Annotated in this window: 19 protein-coding genes; 10 read left to right on the top strand and 9 right to left on the bottom strand. The window is 69.9% G+C overall.

The window, feature by feature from the left end; genetic code table 11:
• Positions 1 to 30 precede the first annotated feature (30 nt).
• Positions 31 to 717, bottom strand: coding sequence for a GNAT family N-acetyltransferase (locus BVIR_RS02145; RefSeq protein WP_055036233.1), 687 nt, complete (start codon positions 715 to 717; stop codon positions 31 to 33).
• 153 nt (positions 718 to 870) lie between these two features.
• Here BVIR_RS02145 and BVIR_RS02140 point away from each other — a divergent pair, with 153 nt between their 5' ends.
• The gene (locus tag BVIR_RS02140; protein WP_055036232.1) at positions 871 to 1,800 is read left to right on the top strand and encodes a sugar kinase; all 930 of its coding nucleotides are present in this window, start codon (positions 871 to 873) and stop codon (positions 1,798 to 1,800) included.
• An 89-nt stretch (positions 1,801 to 1,889) separates the two neighbouring features.
• Here BVIR_RS02140 and BVIR_RS02135 read toward each other — a convergent pair whose 3' ends face one another.
• Positions 1,890 to 2,087 carry a heavy-metal-associated domain-containing protein gene (locus BVIR_RS02135; protein WP_055036231.1) on the bottom strand — a complete coding sequence of 66 codons (198 nt, stop codon included), beginning with the start codon at positions 2,085 to 2,087 and terminating at the stop codon, positions 1,890 to 1,892.
• A 549-nt stretch (positions 2,088 to 2,636) separates the two neighbouring features.
• Between BVIR_RS02135 and BVIR_RS02130 the strand changes: the two genes are divergently transcribed.
• A complete protein-coding gene (locus BVIR_RS02130) occupies positions 2,637 to 4,073 on the top strand; it encodes an EAL domain-containing protein (RefSeq protein ID WP_169788569.1) in 1,437 nt (478 codons plus the stop codon).
• A 388-nt stretch (positions 4,074 to 4,461) separates the two neighbouring features.
• Complete coding sequence (locus tag BVIR_RS02125; protein ID WP_055036229.1) at positions 4,462 to 6,240, top strand: potassium/proton antiporter; 1,779 nt, start codon at positions 4,462 to 4,464, stop codon at positions 6,238 to 6,240.
• 43 nt (positions 6,241 to 6,283) lie between these two features.
• On the opposite strand, the gene BVIR_RS02120 is transcribed toward BVIR_RS02125, so the two are convergent.
• From BVIR_RS02120 to BVIR_RS02110, 3 genes are read right to left on the bottom strand one after another with little or no spacing between them, the layout of a single operon-like run.
• Positions 6,284 to 7,090 carry a fructosamine kinase family protein gene (locus BVIR_RS02120; protein WP_055036228.1) on the bottom strand — a complete coding sequence of 269 codons (807 nt, stop codon included), beginning with the start codon at positions 7,088 to 7,090 and terminating at the stop codon, positions 6,284 to 6,286.
• Positions 7,087 to 7,599 (bottom strand): low molecular weight protein-tyrosine-phosphatase, encoded by a 513-nt coding sequence (locus BVIR_RS02115; RefSeq protein ID WP_082416567.1) that lies wholly within the window; start codon positions 7,597 to 7,599, stop codon positions 7,087 to 7,089. The genes BVIR_RS02120 and BVIR_RS02115 overlap by 4 nt, the downstream gene beginning before the upstream one ends.
• Before the next feature lie 34 nt (positions 7,600 to 7,633).
• A complete protein-coding gene (locus BVIR_RS02110; protein ID WP_055036226.1) occupies positions 7,634 to 7,945 on the bottom strand; it encodes a hypothetical protein in 312 nt (103 codons plus the stop codon).
• 133 nt (positions 7,946 to 8,078) lie between these two features.
• Between BVIR_RS02110 and BVIR_RS02105 the strand changes: the two genes are divergently transcribed.
• The 4 genes from BVIR_RS02105 to BVIR_RS02090 all read left to right on the top strand — a co-directional run bounded on the left by BVIR_RS02105 (position 8,079) and on the right by BVIR_RS02090 (position 11,975).
• Positions 8,079 to 9,221, top strand: a complete 1,143-nt coding sequence (locus BVIR_RS02105) for an ATP phosphoribosyltransferase regulatory subunit (protein ID WP_055036225.1) — start codon at positions 8,079 to 8,081, stop codon at positions 9,219 to 9,221.
• A complete protein-coding gene (gene hisG, locus BVIR_RS02100) occupies positions 9,218 to 10,195 on the top strand; it encodes an ATP phosphoribosyltransferase (protein ID WP_055036224.1) in 978 nt (325 codons plus the stop codon). The genes BVIR_RS02105 and hisG overlap by 4 nt, the downstream gene beginning before the upstream one ends.
• 421 nt (positions 10,196 to 10,616) lie before the next feature.
• The gene (locus BVIR_RS02095; RefSeq protein ID WP_055036223.1) at positions 10,617 to 11,462 is read left to right on the top strand and encodes a glucosaminidase domain-containing protein; all 846 of its coding nucleotides are present in this window, start codon (positions 10,617 to 10,619) and stop codon (positions 11,460 to 11,462) included.
• 309 nt (positions 11,463 to 11,771) lie between these two features.
• Entirely contained in the window at positions 11,772 to 11,975 is a 204-nt protein-coding gene (locus tag BVIR_RS02090) for a cold-shock protein (RefSeq protein ID WP_055036222.1), read from the top strand.
• A 221-nt stretch (positions 11,976 to 12,196) separates the two neighbouring features.
• Here the strand turns inward: BVIR_RS02090 and BVIR_RS02085 are convergent, their stop codons facing one another.
• On the bottom strand, positions 12,197 to 12,457 hold the full coding sequence (locus tag BVIR_RS02085; RefSeq protein ID WP_055036221.1) for a SemiSWEET transporter: 261 nt from the start codon (positions 12,455 to 12,457) through the stop codon (positions 12,197 to 12,199).
• 359 nt (positions 12,458 to 12,816) lie between these two features.
• Between BVIR_RS02085 and BVIR_RS02080 the strand changes: the two genes are divergently transcribed.
• Genes BVIR_RS02080 through panD form a run of 3 tightly spaced genes read left to right on the top strand, consistent with a single transcriptional unit; the run spans position 12,817 to position 15,786 of the window.
• Positions 12,817 to 14,640 (top strand): aminopeptidase P family protein, encoded by a 1,824-nt coding sequence (locus BVIR_RS02080; protein ID WP_055036220.1) that lies wholly within the window; start codon positions 12,817 to 12,819, stop codon positions 14,638 to 14,640.
• Positions 14,641 to 14,656: 16 nt separating this feature from the next.
• On the top strand, positions 14,657 to 15,346 hold the full coding sequence (locus tag BVIR_RS02075; RefSeq protein ID WP_055036219.1) for an SDR family oxidoreductase: 690 nt from the start codon (positions 14,657 to 14,659) through the stop codon (positions 15,344 to 15,346).
• A gap of 20 nt (positions 15,347 to 15,366) precedes the next feature.
• Positions 15,367 to 15,786 carry an aspartate 1-decarboxylase gene (gene panD, locus BVIR_RS02070; protein ID WP_236823662.1) on the top strand — a complete coding sequence of 140 codons (420 nt, stop codon included), beginning with the start codon at positions 15,367 to 15,369 and terminating at the stop codon, positions 15,784 to 15,786.
• Between the two features lie 206 nt (positions 15,787 to 15,992).
• Here the strand turns inward: panD and BVIR_RS02065 are convergent, their stop codons facing one another.
• The 3 genes from BVIR_RS02065 to cbpA form a co-directional block, all read right to left on the bottom strand.
• On the bottom strand, positions 15,993 to 16,427 hold the full coding sequence (locus BVIR_RS02065) for a DUF3592 domain-containing protein (protein WP_055036217.1): 435 nt from the start codon (positions 16,425 to 16,427) through the stop codon (positions 15,993 to 15,995).
• A 231-nt stretch (positions 16,428 to 16,658) separates the two neighbouring features.
• Positions 16,659 to 18,083 (bottom strand): peptide-modifying radical SAM enzyme CbpB, encoded by a 1,425-nt coding sequence (cbpB, locus tag BVIR_RS02060; protein WP_082416565.1) that lies wholly within the window; start codon positions 18,081 to 18,083, stop codon positions 16,659 to 16,661.
• Positions 18,080 to 18,226: a modified peptide precursor CbpA gene (gene cbpA, locus BVIR_RS16220; RefSeq protein ID WP_082416563.1), complete on the bottom strand. Its 147-nt coding sequence runs from the start codon at positions 18,224 to 18,226 to the stop codon at positions 18,080 to 18,082. Before cbpA ends, cbpB begins: the two co-directional genes overlap by 4 nt.
• Positions 18,227 to 18,261: the final 35 nt, after the last annotated feature.

Genomic DNA, 18,261 nt, shown 5'->3' with positions numbered 1-18,261 from the left:
CGACCCGGCACCGCGCCCGCCGACTGCGCGTCAGCGAAACTCCTCGAGCCGCCGCAGATGGCGGCCGCCGGCGTCAAAGTTCGCCGGATCGAGCCAGGCGGCGAAGGCGCGTTGGCGCGCCGGCCACTCGCAGTCGAGCATGGCGAACCAGGCGGTGTCGCGGCTCTTGCCCTTCTGCACCATGTGCTGGCGGAACAGCCCCTCATACTGGAAGCCGAACCGCACGGCGGCGCGCTTGGACGGCGTGTTGCGGTCGTTGCACTTCCACTCCAGGCGGCGGTAGCCAAGATCGTCGAACACGTGGCCGGCGAGGAGCGCGATCGCCTCGGTGGCGCCGGCGGTCCGCTGCAGCAGCGGCCCGAACAGGACACTGCCGACCTCGATCACCCCGTGCTTGGCGTCGATGCGCATCAAGGCAAGGCGCCCCACCGCGCGGCCCAAGGCCTGATCGACGATGGCATAGAAGAATGGATCGAGGCTTGCCGCCGCCTCCGACGCCCAGCCGATCACCTCGGCCGGCAGCACCGGCGGCGGCTCGAACAGATAGTCATAGAGCGAGGCCGGCGCCGCCGTGGTGGCGGCAAGGTCGGCGCCATGACGGCCACCGTCCAGTTTTTCCAGCCGCACGAGGCGACCGGCCAGCGAGCGGCCGTCCGGCAGCGGCCGGCGCTCCCACCCTGAAAGATCGGCGGACACGGCGAAAGCGGCATCGCCCATGGCGGTCTCCTGACTGAGGTCTCGTAACGTCGCTTGGCGATCCCGCCTCGCGACCGGGGCGGCGGACCGCGAGGTTGGTCTAGCGGAACTCGTCCGACATGGACACCCGGGCTTCGGGCGGCCATTGTGCCGCCAACCGCAAGAGGGGGTGCCATGTCTCGCGTCGTCGCCATCGGAGAAGTGCTGGTCGAGTTGTCGCGCGGCGGCGACGGCCGCTACGGCCTGTCGTTCGGCGGCGACTGCTTCAGCACCGCGGTCTATCTCGCCCGGCTCGGCGTTCCCACGGCGTTCGCCACCGCGCTCGGCGACGATCCCTATTCGCGCGCCATCATCGCCGCCGCCGAGGCCGCGGGGCTGGCGACCGGCCTCACCGTCCGCATCGCCGGCGGCAAGCCCGGCCTGGTGCTGGTCGACACCGACGAGGGCGGCGAGCGCCGCGTCCAGCACTGGCGCGACGGCGCGTCGGTGCGCCATCTGTTCACGGTCGAAGGCTGGGGCCTGCTGGCCGAGGCGATGACCCAGGCCAGCCTGATCTATCTGTCCGGCGCCACGCTGTCGCTGTTCGACAATGTCGGCCTCGGCCGCTTGCTCGCCACCCTGGAAGTGGCGCGCGAGCGCGGCGCCAAGGTGGCGTTCGACGGCAATTTCGCCCCCTCGCACTGGGGCGGCGACATCGCCCGCGCCCGCGCCGTCTATGCCGAATCGCTCAAGCGGATCGACATCGCACTGCTGCGCTTCGCCGACGAGGCGCTGCTGTTCGGCGAGGCCTCGCCCGAGGCGACGTTCGAGCGCTTCGCCGCGGCCGGCATCGGCGAGATCGTGCTCAAGACCGGCGCCGACGGCGTGCTGCTGCGCCGCGGCGGCGAAACCGTCCGTGTGCCGGCGGCAGCGCACCGCGACCCGGCCGACCCCGCGGCCGACGATGCCTTCAACGCCGGCTATCTTGCCGCCCGGCTCGCCGAACAGGGGCCGGACGCGGCCGCGCTCGCCGGCCACCGCCTCGCCGCCGAACTGGCGAGCAACCGCGGCGCCATCCAGCCGCGCACGGGCGCCAACGGCCACGGCGACGACGCCGCCCGCTGATTCGCACGACGGCCCGCGTCGGCGCATCCGTCACGGCCGCGGCGGCAGCCCGGTCGATCTCCAGATTTTGCGGCACAGCCGCGGCTGGCCTACGCCACGCTGGCGCCGAACCCGGCGTCCTCGATCGCCTTGATCAGGACCTCGGCCGGCGCGCTGGTGTCGGCCTCGACCCGGCCGGAGGCAAGGTCGACGGCGACCTTCGCCGCGGCATCCTCGCGCTTGATCAGCTTCTCGACCGTCGCGGCACAGCCGCCGCAGGTCATTCCGGTCACGGTCAGCGTCACCATTCGATGTGCTCCCAATCGATCCTGCGCCGATGGTTCGAGGCGCCCTTGCCGGCGCGCGCGGTGTTGTTTCGCAAATAAGCAGCCCACCGTCTGCCACTAGGCTGTGGATAATGCGAACATTGTAACAACAGTGTCGTCACGACAACCGTCCTATTGCCATTGGGGACGACCCTGCAGCGGTATCTGAAGCCGGCACGGCGGTGCATCTCAGACTTTTTGCCGACGCCCTGCCCCGCTGATCAGGCCCTTGACAGATGTGCGCCAACAAGAAACGTTGCGTAATGCCCTATTTCGTGAGGTCAGTTTCTTGCGTGTTTTTCTTGCATTTTGGCGTGTTTCCTTGTGTTGCTCACGGTGGGGCTTGCGGCACTTGATTCTCGTCGCCGGGTGCGAGACCCGATCCATCTCCGTCGTCGGGGCAGTCGCCCCTGAACGACGAATCGCTCATATTTTGCCGTGTTTCGGCCCACAGGACTGCGAGCCATGCAACGCATTGGTACGTTGTTTATAGCCTTTTGCATGGTAATTGCGTCGGGATCGCTCGGCGCGTTGCTGTTTCTCGTCGCCGGCATTCCGGCCGCCATTTCCGGTCTCGTTTCGCTGACCTTGCTGTTGGCGCTGGCGTGGTGGCAGTTTTCTGCTCTGCGCACCGCCGACCGCGCCGACCTCGGACGCCAGATCGGCGATCTGTCGTCGACGGTGACCGACGTCGCCCGCGCCTTGGCCGACATCTCGCGCCGGGTGTCGGACCTCTCCCACCGCTTGCAGGCGGTCGAGCGCCGCGAATCCTCCATTGAGGCGGCTGCGACCGAAGCGGCGGAGAAGACCGTGCATCCGCTCGCCAAGGAATTGGCAGTGCTGACCGGCCTGATCAAGGACATCGCCGAGGCCGCCGCCGTGCACGAACAGACCCTGGCACTGCACGGCCAGGAGATGCAGAACCTCGCCGCGCGCCCGCAGGTGATCATGGCGCCGGCAGCCTCGGCCGCAGCGACGGCGTCGACCGGCCCCGCTGCCGAGACAGCCGCGTCGGCGGCGACCTCCCCGGTGGTGCGCCATGGCGTGCTGGCGGGGCTCGCCGAGCCCGACGCTCTGGCGCTGGTGCAGCGTGCGGTGAAGGGCGGGCGGGTCGAGATCTTCCTGCAGCCGATCGTCACGCTGCCGCAGCGCAAAGTACGTTACTACGAAGCGACGCCGCGGCTCCGTGCCGACGACGGCTCGCTGCTGCAGCCCGACGACTATGCCGAAATCGCCCGCAGCGGCCGCCTGCAGGCGGAGATCGACCTCCAGGTGCTGCTGCGCAGCGTGCAGGTGATCCGCCGGCTGGCCACCCGCAACCGCGAGATCGGCCTGTTCCTCGACCTCTCCGCCGACACCCTCGTCGATAGCGAGGCGATGGGGCGTTACACCGAGTTCCTCGAAACCAACCGCGCCTTCGCCCCCACCCTGGTGCTGCAAATCGCCCAGGAGCAGATGCGCATGATCGGGCCGGTCGAGGCGGAGGCAATGGCTGGCGTGGTCGAGCGCGGCTTCAAGCTGGCGCTTCACCGCATCCGCGACCTGCGCTTCGACGCCCGCGACCTCGCTGAGCGCGGCGTCAAGTTCGTCAAGGTGCCGGCGATCGGGCTGCTCGACCGTACGCGCGACATCGGCGCCGAAATCCACCCGGCCGATCTGGCCGACCTGCTCAGCCGGCATGGCATCGACCTGGTTGGCGAGGCCATCGACACCGAAGGCCAAGTGGTCGACCTGCTCGACTACGACGTCAAGTTCGGCCAGGGCAACCTGTTCGCCCCGCCCAAGCCGGTGCGCGCCGACGTGCTCGGCCCGGCCGACCGGCGGCCGGCGCGCGAGCCGGTCGAGGCGGCACCCGCCCCGATGCAGCGGGTCGAACTCGGCACCAGCGACCACAAGCGCGAGACGCCGCCGCCACGCCGGACCGGGACGCTGGCCGACCTCGCCAAGACCACCATCCGCCGCGTTTAAACAGAAACCGTGCGCGCTGCGCGGCATCGCTCGCTGCGTCCTAATCCGGGGCCGGTGGCCTGACGCGCTGCCGCGCCCGCGGCGAACCTGCGATGGAAATGCCAACCTCCGGCCCTTGAAGGCCGGAGTTTTGCATTTCGGGCGTCGCCGGCTACACCACGCCAAGGGGCGCGATCAAATCCCCCGACAAGACGGATTTCTGCACCCGCCCGCCGCGGCGCCGCCTTAAGGTGAGATTCGGACCACGCCCTGGAGGGGTGCGCGGCCAAAGGACAGTCTATGCGGCCCTCGTTCGCCTTCGCTGCCATCGCCGGGCCAACCCCGCGTGCCGCTTCCCGCCGACGGCTGCGGCAGCACCGGACCTTGAGGGGCGCTTAAGCCGACAACCATGGACAAGCTCTCCGCTATCGATTGGACCCTGTTCATCGGCTCCGGCATGGTGCTTGCGGGCATTCTTTCGAGCCTGGTCGCCAAGCGCTTCGGCGCACCGTTGCTGCTGGTGTTCCTGGCGATCGGCATGCTGGCCGGCGAGGACGGCCCGGGCGGACTGACCTTCGGCGACTATGAAACGACCTATCTGGTCGGCTCGCTCGCCCTCTCGGTCATCCTGTTCGACGGCGCGCTGCGCACCAAGCTCCGGCTGGTGCGCCGGGCACTGGTGCCGGCGCTGGTGCTGGCCACCGCCGGCGTGATTCTGACCGCGGCACTGACCGGCGCCTTCGTCAAGTTCCTGCTCGGCGGCACCTGGATCGAAGCGTTCCTGGTCGGCTCGATCGTCGCCTCGACCGACGCCGCCGCGGTGATGTTTCTGCTGCGCACCTCCGGCCTGACCTTGAGCCCGCGGGTCGGCGCCACCGTCGAGATCGAGTCCGGCACCAACGATCCGATCGCGGTGTTCTTGGTCATTTTGCTGACCCGGCTGGCGCTCGCCGGCGAGACGACCGCGGCGACGGTGATGGTCGAGGTGGTGGTCGATTTCGCCATCGGCGCCGTCGTCGGCGTCGGCGGCGGCCTCCTGGTGGTGCGGGCGCTGAACCGGCTCGACCTGCCGCCTGGCCTGCACTCGCCGTTCGTCGCCACCGCCGCGGTCGCCATTTTCGGCTTCGCCTCGGTCAGCGGCGGCTCCGGCCTGCTCGCCGCCTACCTCGCCGGCCTGGTGGTCGGCAACCGGCCGGTCAAGGCCTACCCCGCCATCGAGAGCTTCCAGGGCGCGGCGACCTGGCTGTGCCAAATCGTCATGTTCTTGATGCTGGGCCTGTTGGTGACACCATCGGACCTCGTCCATGACGGGCTGCCGGCCGCCGCCATCGCGGTGTTCCTGATGCTGGTGGGCCGGCCGCTGGCGGTGTGGCTGTGCCTGCTGCCGTTCCGCATGCCCTGGCGCGAAACCGCGTTCATCGGCTGGGTCGGCCTGCGCGGCGCGGTGTCGATCTTCCTCGCCGCCATCCCGACCCTGGCCGGCCTGCCGGGCGCGGAGGACTATTTCAATTACGCCTTCGTGGCGGTGCTGGTGTCGCTGCTGGTGCAGGGCTGGACGGTGAACCTCGCCGGCCGCTGGAGCGGCGTCGCCACCCCCGCCACCTCGCGGCCGGTGCAGCGGATGGAGATCGACATGCCCGGAGATACCGGGCGTGAATTGGTCGGCTATCCGGTCGAGCCCGAAAGTCCGCTGGCGCGCGGCGGCCGAATTCCGCCATGGGCGCAGGCGGCGCTGGTGGTGCGCAACGGCAACGTGCTCAATCCGCGCGACGCCGGCGACGTCCGCAGCGGCGACTACGTCTACGTTCTGGTGGCGCCCGCCCGCGTCAACCGGCTCGATGCGCTGTTCGCCGCCAACGTCGAGGACCCCACCACCGCCCAGATCGCCTTCGCAGAACTGCCCCTGATCGGCGACGCCCCGCTTGCCGAGATCGCCGCGCTCTACGGGCTTGAGGTCGATGGCGAGCCCGTCGCCACCGTGGCCGACGCCTTCGCCGATCGCTTCGCCGACCGCGCCCGCCCCGGCGACCGCATCAGCCTCGGCGCGGCGGTACTGATCGCGCGCCGGGTCGACCTCGACGGCCGCGTTGCCCTGGCCGGCCTGCGCCTGCCTGGCTTTACCGAACAGCCGCGGCCGCCGGGCTGGATCAGGCTGATGCGCCGGCTCGGCGCGATGCCGAGGGAGTGAAGCGCGGCGTGCAGCCGCTCTGTCCGCTCATCCGGCAACCGAATCACGCCCTCGCCGCGGCCAAAAAGCCCTCAACCATGCCGCGGTAGCCGCCGCCGAACAGGCGAAGATGGACCAGCGCCGGCCACAGCCGGTAGATGACGAGCCGGTCGTCGGCGCCGGGCTCCAGCACGCCGTAGGCATGATAAAACGCCGGGCCCGGCCGGTCGAACAGCGTCAGCATGGCAAGATCGACCTCGGCGTGGCCGAAATAGCAGGCCGGGTCGATCAGCCCGCTGACGCGGGCGTCCTCGACCAGCACGTTGCCGCCCCACAGATCGCCGTGCAGCAGCGAAGGCGGCGGATGGCGGGGCAGACGGTTCGGCAGATCGGCGGCGAGCGCTTCGAGCCGGCGCGCCAGTGCCGCCGGCACCTGCGACAGGCTGGTGAGCAGCCGCCGCTCGGCCCAGAATGTCGGCCAGTCGTCGGTCCAGGTGTTTTCGATGGCGACGCGGCCGAACGCAAAATCGGCGTCCCATCCGTAGCGCGGACCAACGCAGCGATGCAGCCCGGCGAGCGCCGCACCGAGGCTGCCCCAGGCGTTGCGCAGGGAGCCGCCGGCCGGCAGCGCCTCGATCACCAGCGCGTCGTCGCTCGCCGCCAGCACCATTGGCGCCGGCGCGCCGGCGGCACCGATGGCAGCCAGCATCGCCGCCTCGGTCCTCGGCGCCGGGCCGTTCTTGACGATGGCGACGCGGCCATCCGCAAGCGTGATGCGGACGATCTGCGACAGGTCCCCGCCGGACAGCGGCTCGGCCCGGACCAGCCGGCCGCCGAGCAGCGCCGCGCCCGCGCCCGCGAGCGCGGTCATCCGCTGGCCACGAGGCGTTTCGCCAACGCCTCGGCGCCGGTGGTGACGTCGGCCCAGGTGATGGCGAAGCCGTCGTCGCCGCCGAAATAGGGGTCGGCCACCGGCTGGCCGTGGCGCCCCGGCACATGGTCGAGCAGCAAGCTGAGCTCGGCCGCGGCGTCGTTGGGACGCATGCGCTGAAGCGTGGCGAGGTTGTCGCGGTCGAGCGCGACGATGTGGGAGAAGCGGCGGAAATCGTCCGGCTTCACCTGGCGGGCACGGTAGGTGCTGATGTCGATGCCGTATTTCCGCGCCACCGCCTGAGCCCGGCTGTCAGGCGGCTCGCCGACGTGCCAGTTGCCGGTGCCGGCCGAATCGACCTCGACGTCGAGGTCGAGGCGCCCGATCTCGCGCCGGAACGCCGCCTCCGCCAGCGGCGAACGGCAGATATTGCCAAGACAAACGAACAGCACCGCCGGCTTTTTCGACACCCCATCCCCCGTTCGGCTGGTTGCGGATATGCCGGCCATGATGTCCCGATCGCGCCGGCCCCGGCAAGCCGGCTCAATCCCCCCCGAACGGCCCGGCCGGCGCCTCGACCAGCCCTTCGAGCGCGCCGTAGAGGTCGGCGTCCTCGACATGGGCGACCGCCTTGAGAATTTTGGCCGCCGCGGTGCGCCGGCCCGGCCGCATCACCAAAATCACCGTCTCCGCCCCGCCGGCGCAGCCGGGATCGCCGCAGGCAAGCTCGGTGACCGACACCGTCGCCGCCTCCGGCAAAGCGAGGTGCGCCCGCGTCAACTCGGCGAGGCGGCGAACGCGGTCGCGCTGGTCGTCCTCGATGCCGCCGCGCCGGGTGAAGAAGAACCGTGCCATCTGCCCCGCCTGCCATTGTTGCCCACCGCCAGATACCATGGCGCCGCAGGCCGCCGTTCATCCTAACCCCGAACGGCGATAGAGCCCGCGCCCAGCCTTTGCTAAGAGGCCGTAAACGGGGCAAAAGACAGGCATGGACGGTCCGATTTCCGCGGATGAGGCCGGCGAGACGCCGGCGCAGACTCTGCTCACCCAGTTCGAGCGCGCCGGCTACCGCTATGTCGCGCCCGCCATCCTGCAGCCGGCCGACATGGTGCTCGACCTCGCCGGCGAGGACATGCGGCGGCGGATCTTTCTCACCACCGACGCCGGCGGGCGCGAATGGTGTCTCAGGCCCGACCTCACCATCCCGGTGTGCCGCGACCACCTCGCCGCCGGCCGCGGCGGCGGGCCGGTCGGCTATTGCTATCTCGGCCCGGTGTTCCGCTTCCGCGGCGAGGCACCCGGCGAATTCCTTCAGGCCGGCATCGAGTCGCTCGGCCGCCAGGACCGCGAGGCCGCCGACGCCGAGGTGCTGGCACTGGGCTGCGAGGCCGCCGGCCAGTTTGGCATCGCCCGTCCCGAAATTCTGATCGGCGACCGCAGCCTGTTCGCCGCGCTGATCGAGGCGCTCGACCTGCCGCCGCAGTGGCGGCGGCGGCTGTTGAAGGATTTCAACCGCGGCGGCTCGCTGACCGATGACCTCGAACGGATCGGCTCGGCGCAGCCGTCCATGCCCTACGCCGGCGTGCTGGCCGCGCTGGCGGGCCAGGACCCCAAGGCCGCCCGCGCCGTGGTCACCGACCTGTTGTCGATTGCCGGCATCACCACCGTCGGCGGCAGATCCGCCGGCGAAATCGCCGAACGCTTCCTGGAGCAGGCCGCGCTCGGCGCCACCGCGGCGATGCCGGCGGCCGCGCTCGGGGTGATCGAGCAGTTCCTGCAGATCAGCGGCGACCCCGACGAAGCCGCCGACGCGCTGCGCACGCTGGCGCGCGAGGCCGACATCGACCTTACGCCGGCCATCGACGCCTTCGAGCAGCGCACCGGCTTCTTCGCCGCGCAGGGGCTTGAGGTCTCCCGCATGCGGTTCTCGACCGCGTTCGGCCGCGGCCTGGAATATTATTCCGGCTTCGTGTTCGAGTTGCACGACCCGGACGGCGCCGAGCCCGGCCCGCTGGTCGCCGGCGGCCGCTACGACGAACTGTGCACGCTGCTCGGCAGCGAGACGAAGGTGGCGGCGGTCGGGCTGGCGTGCTGGATCGATCGGCTCACCAAGGCGGGAGGTCTGGCATGAACAAATCCCCGCTGGTTCTCGCCGTGCCCTCGAAGGGCCGGCTGCAGGAGAACACCCACGCCTTCTTCGGCCGCGCCGGCATGGCGCTGGTGCAGGGGCGCGGCGCCCGCGACTATCGCGGCGCGCTGGCCGGCGTGCCCGGCGTCGAGGTGGCGTATCTGTCCGCCTCCGAGATCGCCAAGGAAGTTGCGGCCGGCACCGTGCATTTCGGCGTCACCGGCGAAGACCTGGTGCGCGAGACCATCCCCGACGCCGACGCCCGCGTGGCGATGGTGACGCCGCTCGGCTTCGGTTACGCCAATGTGGTGGTGGCGGTGCCGCAAGCCTGGATCGACGTCGCCACCATGCATGACCTCGACGACGTCGCCACCGCCTTCCGCGCCAAGCATGACCGGAAACTGCGCGTCGCCACCAAGTATCTCAACCTCACCGGCGGGTTCTTCGCCCGCCACGGCCTGGTCGACTACCGCATCGTCGAAAGCCTCGGCGCCACCGAGGGCACCCCGGCGACCGGCGCCGCCGAGCTCATCGTCGACATCACCACCACCGGCGGCACCCTCGCCGCCAACGCGTTGAAGGTGCTCGACGACGGCGTGATCCTGCGCTCGGAGGCGAACCTGGTCGCCTCGCTCACCGCCACCTGGACCGACGACAACCGCACCGCCGCCGCCGCCATCCTCGACCGCATCGCCGCCGAGGGGCTCGCCCGCTCGATCCGCGAGGTGCGCACCCGCTTCCCCGAGCTCACCGCCGAGATGATCGAGGACGCCACGGCGAAATTCGGCGTCACCGCGCCGTTCGGCGCGCCGACCTCGACCGGCATGGTGACGCTGCATTGCCCGCCAGTGGCGATCCATGCTCTCGCCTCATTCCTGCGCGAACGAGGAGCGGAGGCAGTGACGGTGGCACCGATCGAGTACGTCTTCACCGCCTCAAATCCCTTGTGGGAGACGCTAGAGGCACGGCTGGGGTAACAGCGCATCCGCAACCGGTTTGCGGGCGGACGCACGAAACGCCAGTTCGACGAACCCGCTCCGATGTCCTTGGTCGGAGCGGCGAGGTTCGCCCGCTCCGCAACGACGGACACCGTCTCCCGCACAGTGGCACGACCTTCGGCCGAGCATGCCGGAGGGACGCGCAGTTCGGCCGCCGCGAAATCCCGCCAAATGAGGATTTCCGGTGCGCCCCGACCCGGCGTCACGCGGTGACCGACCGGGTCGCACCTGTCGAGAGGGGCGATCAGATGACGAATTCGAGCGAGCGCCGGCACAACGCCGGTGCGCGGGCCGTTGTGGCGGCCGGGACCGCGAAGCGTCCCCTTACCGCAATCGTAAATTGTTCGTTAACCTTGACGGAGGATAAGCGGAGTCTGGTGATTTGAATCCCGGGACCCGCATGACCATCCGTCGCGACCACAGCCGTCTTCGCGAGGTCGCCGCCATCGTCGCCGTCGTCCTGTGCGGCGCCACTGTCGGCCCCGCGCCGCTCGCCGCGGCGCAGCTCCCCGCCATCAAGGCCGGACCCGGCAACCAGGTGCCCGCCTGCGTCACCCCGGCCCAGCTGACCCGATTCCTGAAGACGCGCCACCACGACCTCGACCCGCGCCTTCAGACCATCGCGCAGCATTACGCCCAGCACGGCCGCGCGCTCGGCCTGCGCTGGGATTATGCCTTCTTCCAGATGGTGGTGGAGACCAACTGGCTGCGGTTCTTCCAGGCCAACGGCCGCCCGGGCCTGGTGTCGCCGGGTCAGAACAACTTCGCCGGCATCGGCGCCACCGGCCGCGGCCAAAGCGGCGAGGCCTTCGCCGACGTCTCGACCGGCGTGCTCGCCCACCTCCAGCATGTCTCGATGTATGCCGGTGAGGACGTCGACCAACCGGTCGCCAACCGCACCCGGCTGGTGCAGGGCTGGGGCGAAATCCCCAACTGGGCGCACCGCCTGCGCCGCCCGATCACCTTCACCGACCTGACCCGCAAGTGGTCGCCGCACGACCGCGGCTATTCCGACGACATCGCCGCCGTGGCCGCACAGTTCTTCGAGAACCATTGCACCGTGCGCTACGCCCGCAACGACACAGCGGATGCGGCGGACGGCACCGAGGTCGACGAGCCGGCCGCAACCGAGGCGCCCGCCACAGCCATGATGGCGCCGGCGGTGGCGGCCACGGTGACGCTGTCGCCCGACCCGGCCCCGACCGGAAGCGTGCGGACCAGCCTGTTCCGCAAGCTGATGAACTGAGGCGGAAGCCTCGAGCGTGGCCTTATGGGGCCGGGCAGTGAGGCCTCGAAGCCGGCCGGGCGGCCCCGACCGCCGGCCGGATGACGGTAGCTGCGAACCGCATCAATCGGCGGGAGTTCAACAAGAGCCTTGTTTTCCTCGCAGGAATGAAGCACGATTTTGTTGCATACGGATTTTGGCCGTTCCGGCCTCGTCTTTCGCCGAACGGCCTTTGACGTCTCTCGGACCCCCAAAATCACCGGGTGTGGCGGCGAGCGTGGAGAACGACCACGCGCGGTGTCGAGACTTCACTCACTTCGGAGACCGACGATGCAAAAGGGCACCGTCAAGTGGTTCAACCCGACCAAAGGTTACGGGTTCATTCAGCCGGCCACCGGCGGAAAGGACGTGTTCGTCCACATCAGCGCGGTCGAGCGGGCCGGGCTGACGACCCTGAACGAGGGTCAGACTGTCACCTTTGATCTGGTGACCAACCGCGGCAAGACTGCGGCGGAGAACCTCCGCGTCGGCTGAGGCGTGCCTCTCCCTTTTAGAGCCCCGCCCTGGCGGGGCTTTTTGTTTTTGGCGGGCTTGAACGGACCGGCCTGACCAACGAAAAGGTCGGCAAACTCGGCATCGCCCGGTGCCGCCGACCGGCAAGCGGCCACGACAGCAGCCGAGCGGGCGGCAGAACGGGCTCCCTCAAAGCAGACGGACCGGACCCCTCCCGTCCCTCCGGATCCGCCCCGCCGCAGTCAGCCATAGCGCAGCTTCATCGCCACGATTGTCAGCGTCAGCGCCAGCGTGACGACATTGGCGGCGATCATCGGGGCGTTGCCGAGGAACAGGCCGTAGACCAGCCACAGCGCCACCCCGGCCGAAAAGAAGCCGTAGCTCGCCAGCGAGATCGCCTGCGTGTTGCGGGTACGGATCAGCCGGATCGCCTGCGGCAGCCAGCACAGCGTGGTGGCGGCGGCGGCGGCAAATCCGATGGCTTCGATGGCGGTGTCTGTCATGGCCCATGGATCATACGAAATGTGGCCGATCAGGCCGGAGCTTCGTTGTCCGGTTGCCGAAAAATCCCTTTCAGCTCAAGATTTTTCGGCGCGGTTGTTTCCGGATGATCGCTTCGTGATCCCGGAAACCGGATCACGGCATGTCGCATCCGCCTGCCGCGCCCCCCCGCGAACCGCGGGCGTTGCCGCTGCGCATGTGTCGGCAACCGCGACGCCAGAACCCTATCCGGTCAAGGTGACGCTATCGACGACGAAATGCGACGCCGGGAACTGTCGCCGGCGTCCCCTCGCCCGATCACGGCGGCGTGCAACTTCGGCCGATTGCACCAAAGCCCGCCTTGCCTCTACGTTGACGCACCATGTTTGAAGCCAGATTCCAATCCTTCAGTGCCATCCCCGACCCTGCATTGGGCGGTCCGCGCCTTGAGCTGCTGCGCGCCGAACTCGCCCGGCTCGGGCTTGACGGTTTCGTGGTGCCGCGCGCCGACGCCTACCAGAACGAATACGTCCCGCCCGCCGAGGAGCGGCTGCGGTGGCTGACCGGCTTTTCCGGCTCGGCCGGCACCGTGGTTGTGCTGCGGGAGCGCGCCGCGATCTTCGTCGACGGCCGCTACACCCTCCAGGTCGGCCTGGAGGTCGATACCGCGCGGTTCGAGCCCATCAATATCGTCGACCGCACGCCGGATGCCTGGATCGCCGCCAACCTCGCCGGCGGCAGGCTCGGCTATGATCCCTGGCTGCACACCCGCGAGCAGGCGCGCAAGCTCGCCGCCGCCGCCAAGGCCGCCGGCGGCAGCCTGGTCGCGGTCGAGCCGAACCCGATCGACCGGGTGTGGACCGACCGGCCGGCGTCGCCCTGCGCGCCGGTCGTGCTCCACCCGCTCGAATTTGCCGGCGAAGCCGCGAGCGCCAAGCTCGACCGCGTCCGCGCCGCCCTGGCCGAGGCCCGGGCCGACTGCCTGCTGGTGACCGACCCGCACGCCCTGGCCTGGGTGTTCAACATCCGCGGCGGCGACGTCGCCCACACCCCGCTGCCGCTGGGCTGGGCGATGATCCCGTGCGAGGGCGAGCTGCAGCTGTTCCTTGACCATCGCAAGCTCGCCGGCGACGTTCGCGCCGCGCTGGCGGAGGTGGCAAGCCTCGCCGAGCCGGCGGAGCTGGAGACCCAGCTTTCGATCCTGGCGGCCACCGGCGCCACCGTGCGGCTCGATCGCGACAGCGCCCCCGACCGGCTTGCCGGCGTGGTCGAGCGCGCCGGCGGCATCGCCGACGTCGGGGCCGACCCGATCGCCCGGCTGAAGGCGGTCAAGAACGCGGTCGAGATCGCCGGCAGCAAGGCCGCCCACCGCCGCGACGGCGCCGCCATCGTCCGCTTCCTGGCCTGGCTCGATCGCGAGGCGCCGGCCGGCCAACTCACCGAGGTCGCGGTGGCCGAGGCGCTGGAGAGCTTCCGGCGCGACAGCGGGCTCCTGCGCGACATCTCCTTCCCCACCATCGCCGGCGCCGGGCCGAACGCGGCGCTGCCGCACTACCGCGTCACCACCGCGACCAACCGTCGGGTCGAGCCCGGCATCCTGCTGGTCGATTCCGGCGGCCAATATCAGGACGGCACCACCGACATCACCCGCACCATCGCCATCGGTGCGCCGACCGCCGCCATGCGCCGCCACTTCACCTTGGTGCTGAAGGGCCACATCGCCATCGCCACCGCGGTGTTTCCGGCCGGCACCACCGGCGCCCAGCTCGACCCGTTCGCACGGCGGGCGCTGTGGGCGGCCGGGCTCGACTTCGACCACGGCACCGGCCACGGCGTCGGCAGCTACCTCTCGGTCCACGAGGGCCCGGCGCGCATCTCCCGCCTCGGCCACACCGCGCTCGAGCCGGGCATGATCCTCTCCAACGAGCCGGGCTATTACCGTGCCGGCGCCTACGGCATCCGCATCGAAAACCTGGAGCTGGTGCGCGAGGTGCCGACCCCCGCGGGCGGCGAGCGGCCGCTGCTCGGCTTCGAGGCGCTGACGCTGGCGCCGATCGACCGCCAGCTGGTCGAGCCCGCCCTGCTGACGCCGGAGGAAATCGCCTGGCTCGACGCCTACCACGGCCGCGTCGCCGCCGAGATCGGCCCGCTGGTCGATGCGCAGACCGCGGCCTGGCTTGCGGCCGCCACCCGCCCCATATGCTGAGCGTAAGGAGGCTCCCATGGCCAGTTATCTGATCACCGGCGCCAATCGCGGCATCGGCCTTGGCATCGTCGAGCAGCTGGTGCTGCGCGGCGAGCGCGTGTTCGTCTGCGCCCGCAACCCGGACGTCGACCCTCTCGCCGTGCTGGCCGGCAAACACCCCGGCCAGGTTACCCTTCACCGCCTGGATGTCACCGATCAGGCCTCCGTCGATGCGCTGGCCGATGCCATCGCCGGTCAGCCGCTCGACGTGCTGATCAACAATGCCGGCATCCACGGCCCCGAGCGCCAGGGCGCGCTCGACATGGACTTCGAAGGGTTCGCCCGGACGCTGGCGGTCAACACCCTGGCCCCGCTGCGGGTGTCGCAGGCGCTGGTGTCCAACCTTGAGGCCGGCATCAAGCCGCGCATCGTCATGATCTCGAGCATCATGGGGCAGTTGGCGCGGCCGATGCCGGGCGACGTCGCCTATTGCACCTCCAAGACCGCGCTGAACAAGGTGATGCAGGCGCTGGCGCTGGAGCTGAAGGACGCCGGCATCGCGGTGGCCGCGGTGCATCCGGGCTGGGTCAAGACCGACATGGGCGGGCCGCAGGCGCCGCTGGCGGTGGCCGAGTCGGCCCGCAACCTGATCGCCACCATCGACGCCTTGACCTTGGCGCAGACCGGCAGCTTCTTCAACTATGACGGCACGCCGCTGGCGTGGTAAGCGGCACGGCGAAAGATAGATTGAAGGGCGCCCCCATGCACCTGCGGATGTTCTGGTCGAAGATCCATCGCGCCACCATCACCCACGCCGACCTTCATTACGAGGGCAGCTGCACCATCGACGCCGACCTGATGGACGCCGCGCGCATGCTGCCGAACCAGGAACTGCACGTGTGGAACGTGACGCGCGGCACCCGCCTCGTCACCTACGCCATCGACGGGCCGCGCGGCTCCGGCGTCATCTGCATCAACGGCGCGGCGGCGCACGGCAACCAGCCGGGCGACCTCGTCATCCTCGCCACCTTCGCCGACATGACCGCCGAGGAGGCTCGCGGCCATTGCCCGACCGTGGTGCGGGTCGACGGGAAGAACGCCATCATCGACATCCGCGCCGAGATCGCCGGCCCCGCGGAGCCGGCGATGCCGCGGCTGATGAGCTGAGCGCAGCGCGCCGAGTCTGAAGCCGCGGCGCTGGGACGGATTGCAGCGGACGAGGTCATCGTCCCGGCCGGGCGCCGGATGCCCCGCATCCGGCGCTTGGCCGGGATCGTTTTCAGTATCGCGCCCCTTCCGCACCCGATCCCGGCTCTCGCTGCGCTCGGCCGGGATGACGAAGCTCGAAGACGCTTCAAAGCAGCAACGCCCCGTCACGCCTGACGGCACGCCCGCGTTGCGGCCACCTTTCGCCTGCGCCACGGCAGCACGATCAGGAGGCCTCCCACTGCGCCAACGATCAGGTTCTCGATCGCGTTCTCCCACCGCCAGCCCAGCGTGCTGATGCGCGGAAAATGCCGCAGGTAGCGCACCTTGAGCGGGCGGCCATCTTCGGAAAGGCGGGGCGAAAACGCATCGCCCACGCGCTGGGTGACGCCCTCGGCGGTGGTACCGTCCGGCAAGCGGAACTCATAGGCGATGGCGTAGGTGTAGCGGTTGGGCACCGCCTCGCCGCGCTCGCCGCCCTGGCGGCGGACGTGGGTGACGCGGCCCTCAGCCTCGGCGCCGAACATCGCCACCAGCGGCGTGCCGAGGCCCCAAACGAGCAGCAGGATGCCGAGAAGGCTGAGAACAACGCGGCCGATCATCCAGCAATTATCCGCCAAATGGACATCGGCCCTGCGATAGACCCGAACGCCGCGCTGGCAAAGCGACTCGGCTCAAAACACCGGGGCCTTCAATCCAATTCAGGCAGCCGTTCGATTTCGTCCATCCCGGACGGCGCGAAGCGCCGAGCCGGGACCGTTTTCAGTATCGTTTCCCTGCCGCACCCGATCCCGGCACGAAGCTGCGCTTCGGCCGGGATGATGCGGCGGACGTCAACAGCCCAGCCGAGCTGCGTCGAACACCGTCTCGGTGCCGTCGTCCCAGCCGTCCCACAGGAAGTCGGCGTGGCGGCCCTCGGCGATCAGCCGGAAGGCGTAGCGCGTCTGCTCCTCGTAGAACTCGCAATAGGCGCCGGTGCGATCCATGCCGCCGTTCATCTCGTGCGCCTCGGCCGGGCACGGCGAGCCGCAGAAATGGCGGATGGCACAGCCCCGGCACGGCGCGATGTCCTCGACCTTGCGGCCGGAGACCTTGGTGAAGGCCGGCTGCGCCAGCACCTCGTCGATGTCGTCGGCAAACAGGTTGCCGCCCTTGAACTCAGGCAGGCCGATGAACTCGCTGCACGGGAACAGATCGCCGTTCGGCACCAACGCGAAGAACGCCCGCCCGCCGCCGCACGGCGAGATGTCGCACATCAGCCGCCGCGCGGTCGGCGCCAGGATGCCGATCAGGATGTTGGCGAAGTTCGCCACCACCAGCTTGCGGCCGGTTTGGCGATAGAGCGCGTGGCTGCGCTCCAGCGCGGCGATGAACGCCTCGGCCAGCGGCGCATCGTCGGGCCGCACCGTGCGCGCGCCGGGCAGCGTGCAGCGGATGACGTTGAGCATGCATGCCGGCACCTCGCGGGCGTGCAGGAACTCGACCATGGCATCGAGCTGGTCCAGGTTCTGCGAACTCATGGTGCAGATGACGTTGAAGGCCGGATAGCCCTTCAGCCGTTCGATCGCCTCGACCACCTTGTTATAGACCCCGGCGCCGCTCCAGTTCGCGCGGGTGCGGTCGGCGATCGCCGCGACCGGGGCGTCGAGCGACAGGCCGATGCCGACGCCGCGGCTGGTAAGGAAGGCGATAGCCTTGTCGTCGAGCAACGTGGCGTTGGTCTGCACCCCGAAGCGGAAGCGGTCCTTGAAGGCGTCGATGCCCTGGAAGATGGCGTCCCGCGCGATCATCGGCTCGGCGCCGTGGAAGATGATCTGCGGTTTGCGCCCCTCCGGCATGTGGCGGCGGAAATAGCGCTCGAGCCGCGACAGTGCGTCGAGCAGGGTCGGCGCATCCATGTCGGTGCCGTCCCGCCGCATCTCGGCCGGGATGTAGCAATAGGTGCAGTTGAGGTTGCAGCGCTCGGTGGCGTTGACATAGACCGCCGAGGGCTTGAGCCCGAACCTGAGCGCCGCCATCTCGCGGCCGAAGGCGTCGGCGCTGGCGCGATAGCCTTCGAGCAGCGCGCCGCCGGCCAGGGTGTCGGCGAGCTGGTCCTTGGCGATCAGCGCCCAGAACGCGGTGTCGGGCGAGATCAGCGCGATATGGGTGGGGTGGCCGATGTCGTAGGGCTGAAGCTGAGGCCCCATGCCGCTGTTGACGAAACGGCCCCGCGAGGGGGCCGTCCCGAGCGCCGTCGGATCGAACGGCGCGTTCATTTCAAAGCCTCTTTGTCCATCAGCACGAAGTGCGACAGGCCGGTGCCCTCGCTGTCGCAACTCTTGCGGATGGCGATGACGGCGGGGCGCGGCGCCGGCTGAGCGGCGGCGGGGCGGGTGGTGGCAGTGGCGGTGTGGTCCATTCCTCGGGCTCCATGTTGGCGACCGGGCGTTCGGC

Source organism: Blastochloris viridis, assembly GCF_001402875.1.
Lineage (GTDB): Bacteria > Pseudomonadota > Alphaproteobacteria > Rhizobiales > Xanthobacteraceae > Blastochloris > Blastochloris viridis.
The sequence above is the reverse complement of the archived record's forward strand: the minus strand, read 5'-3'. Positions and strand labels throughout refer to the sequence as shown.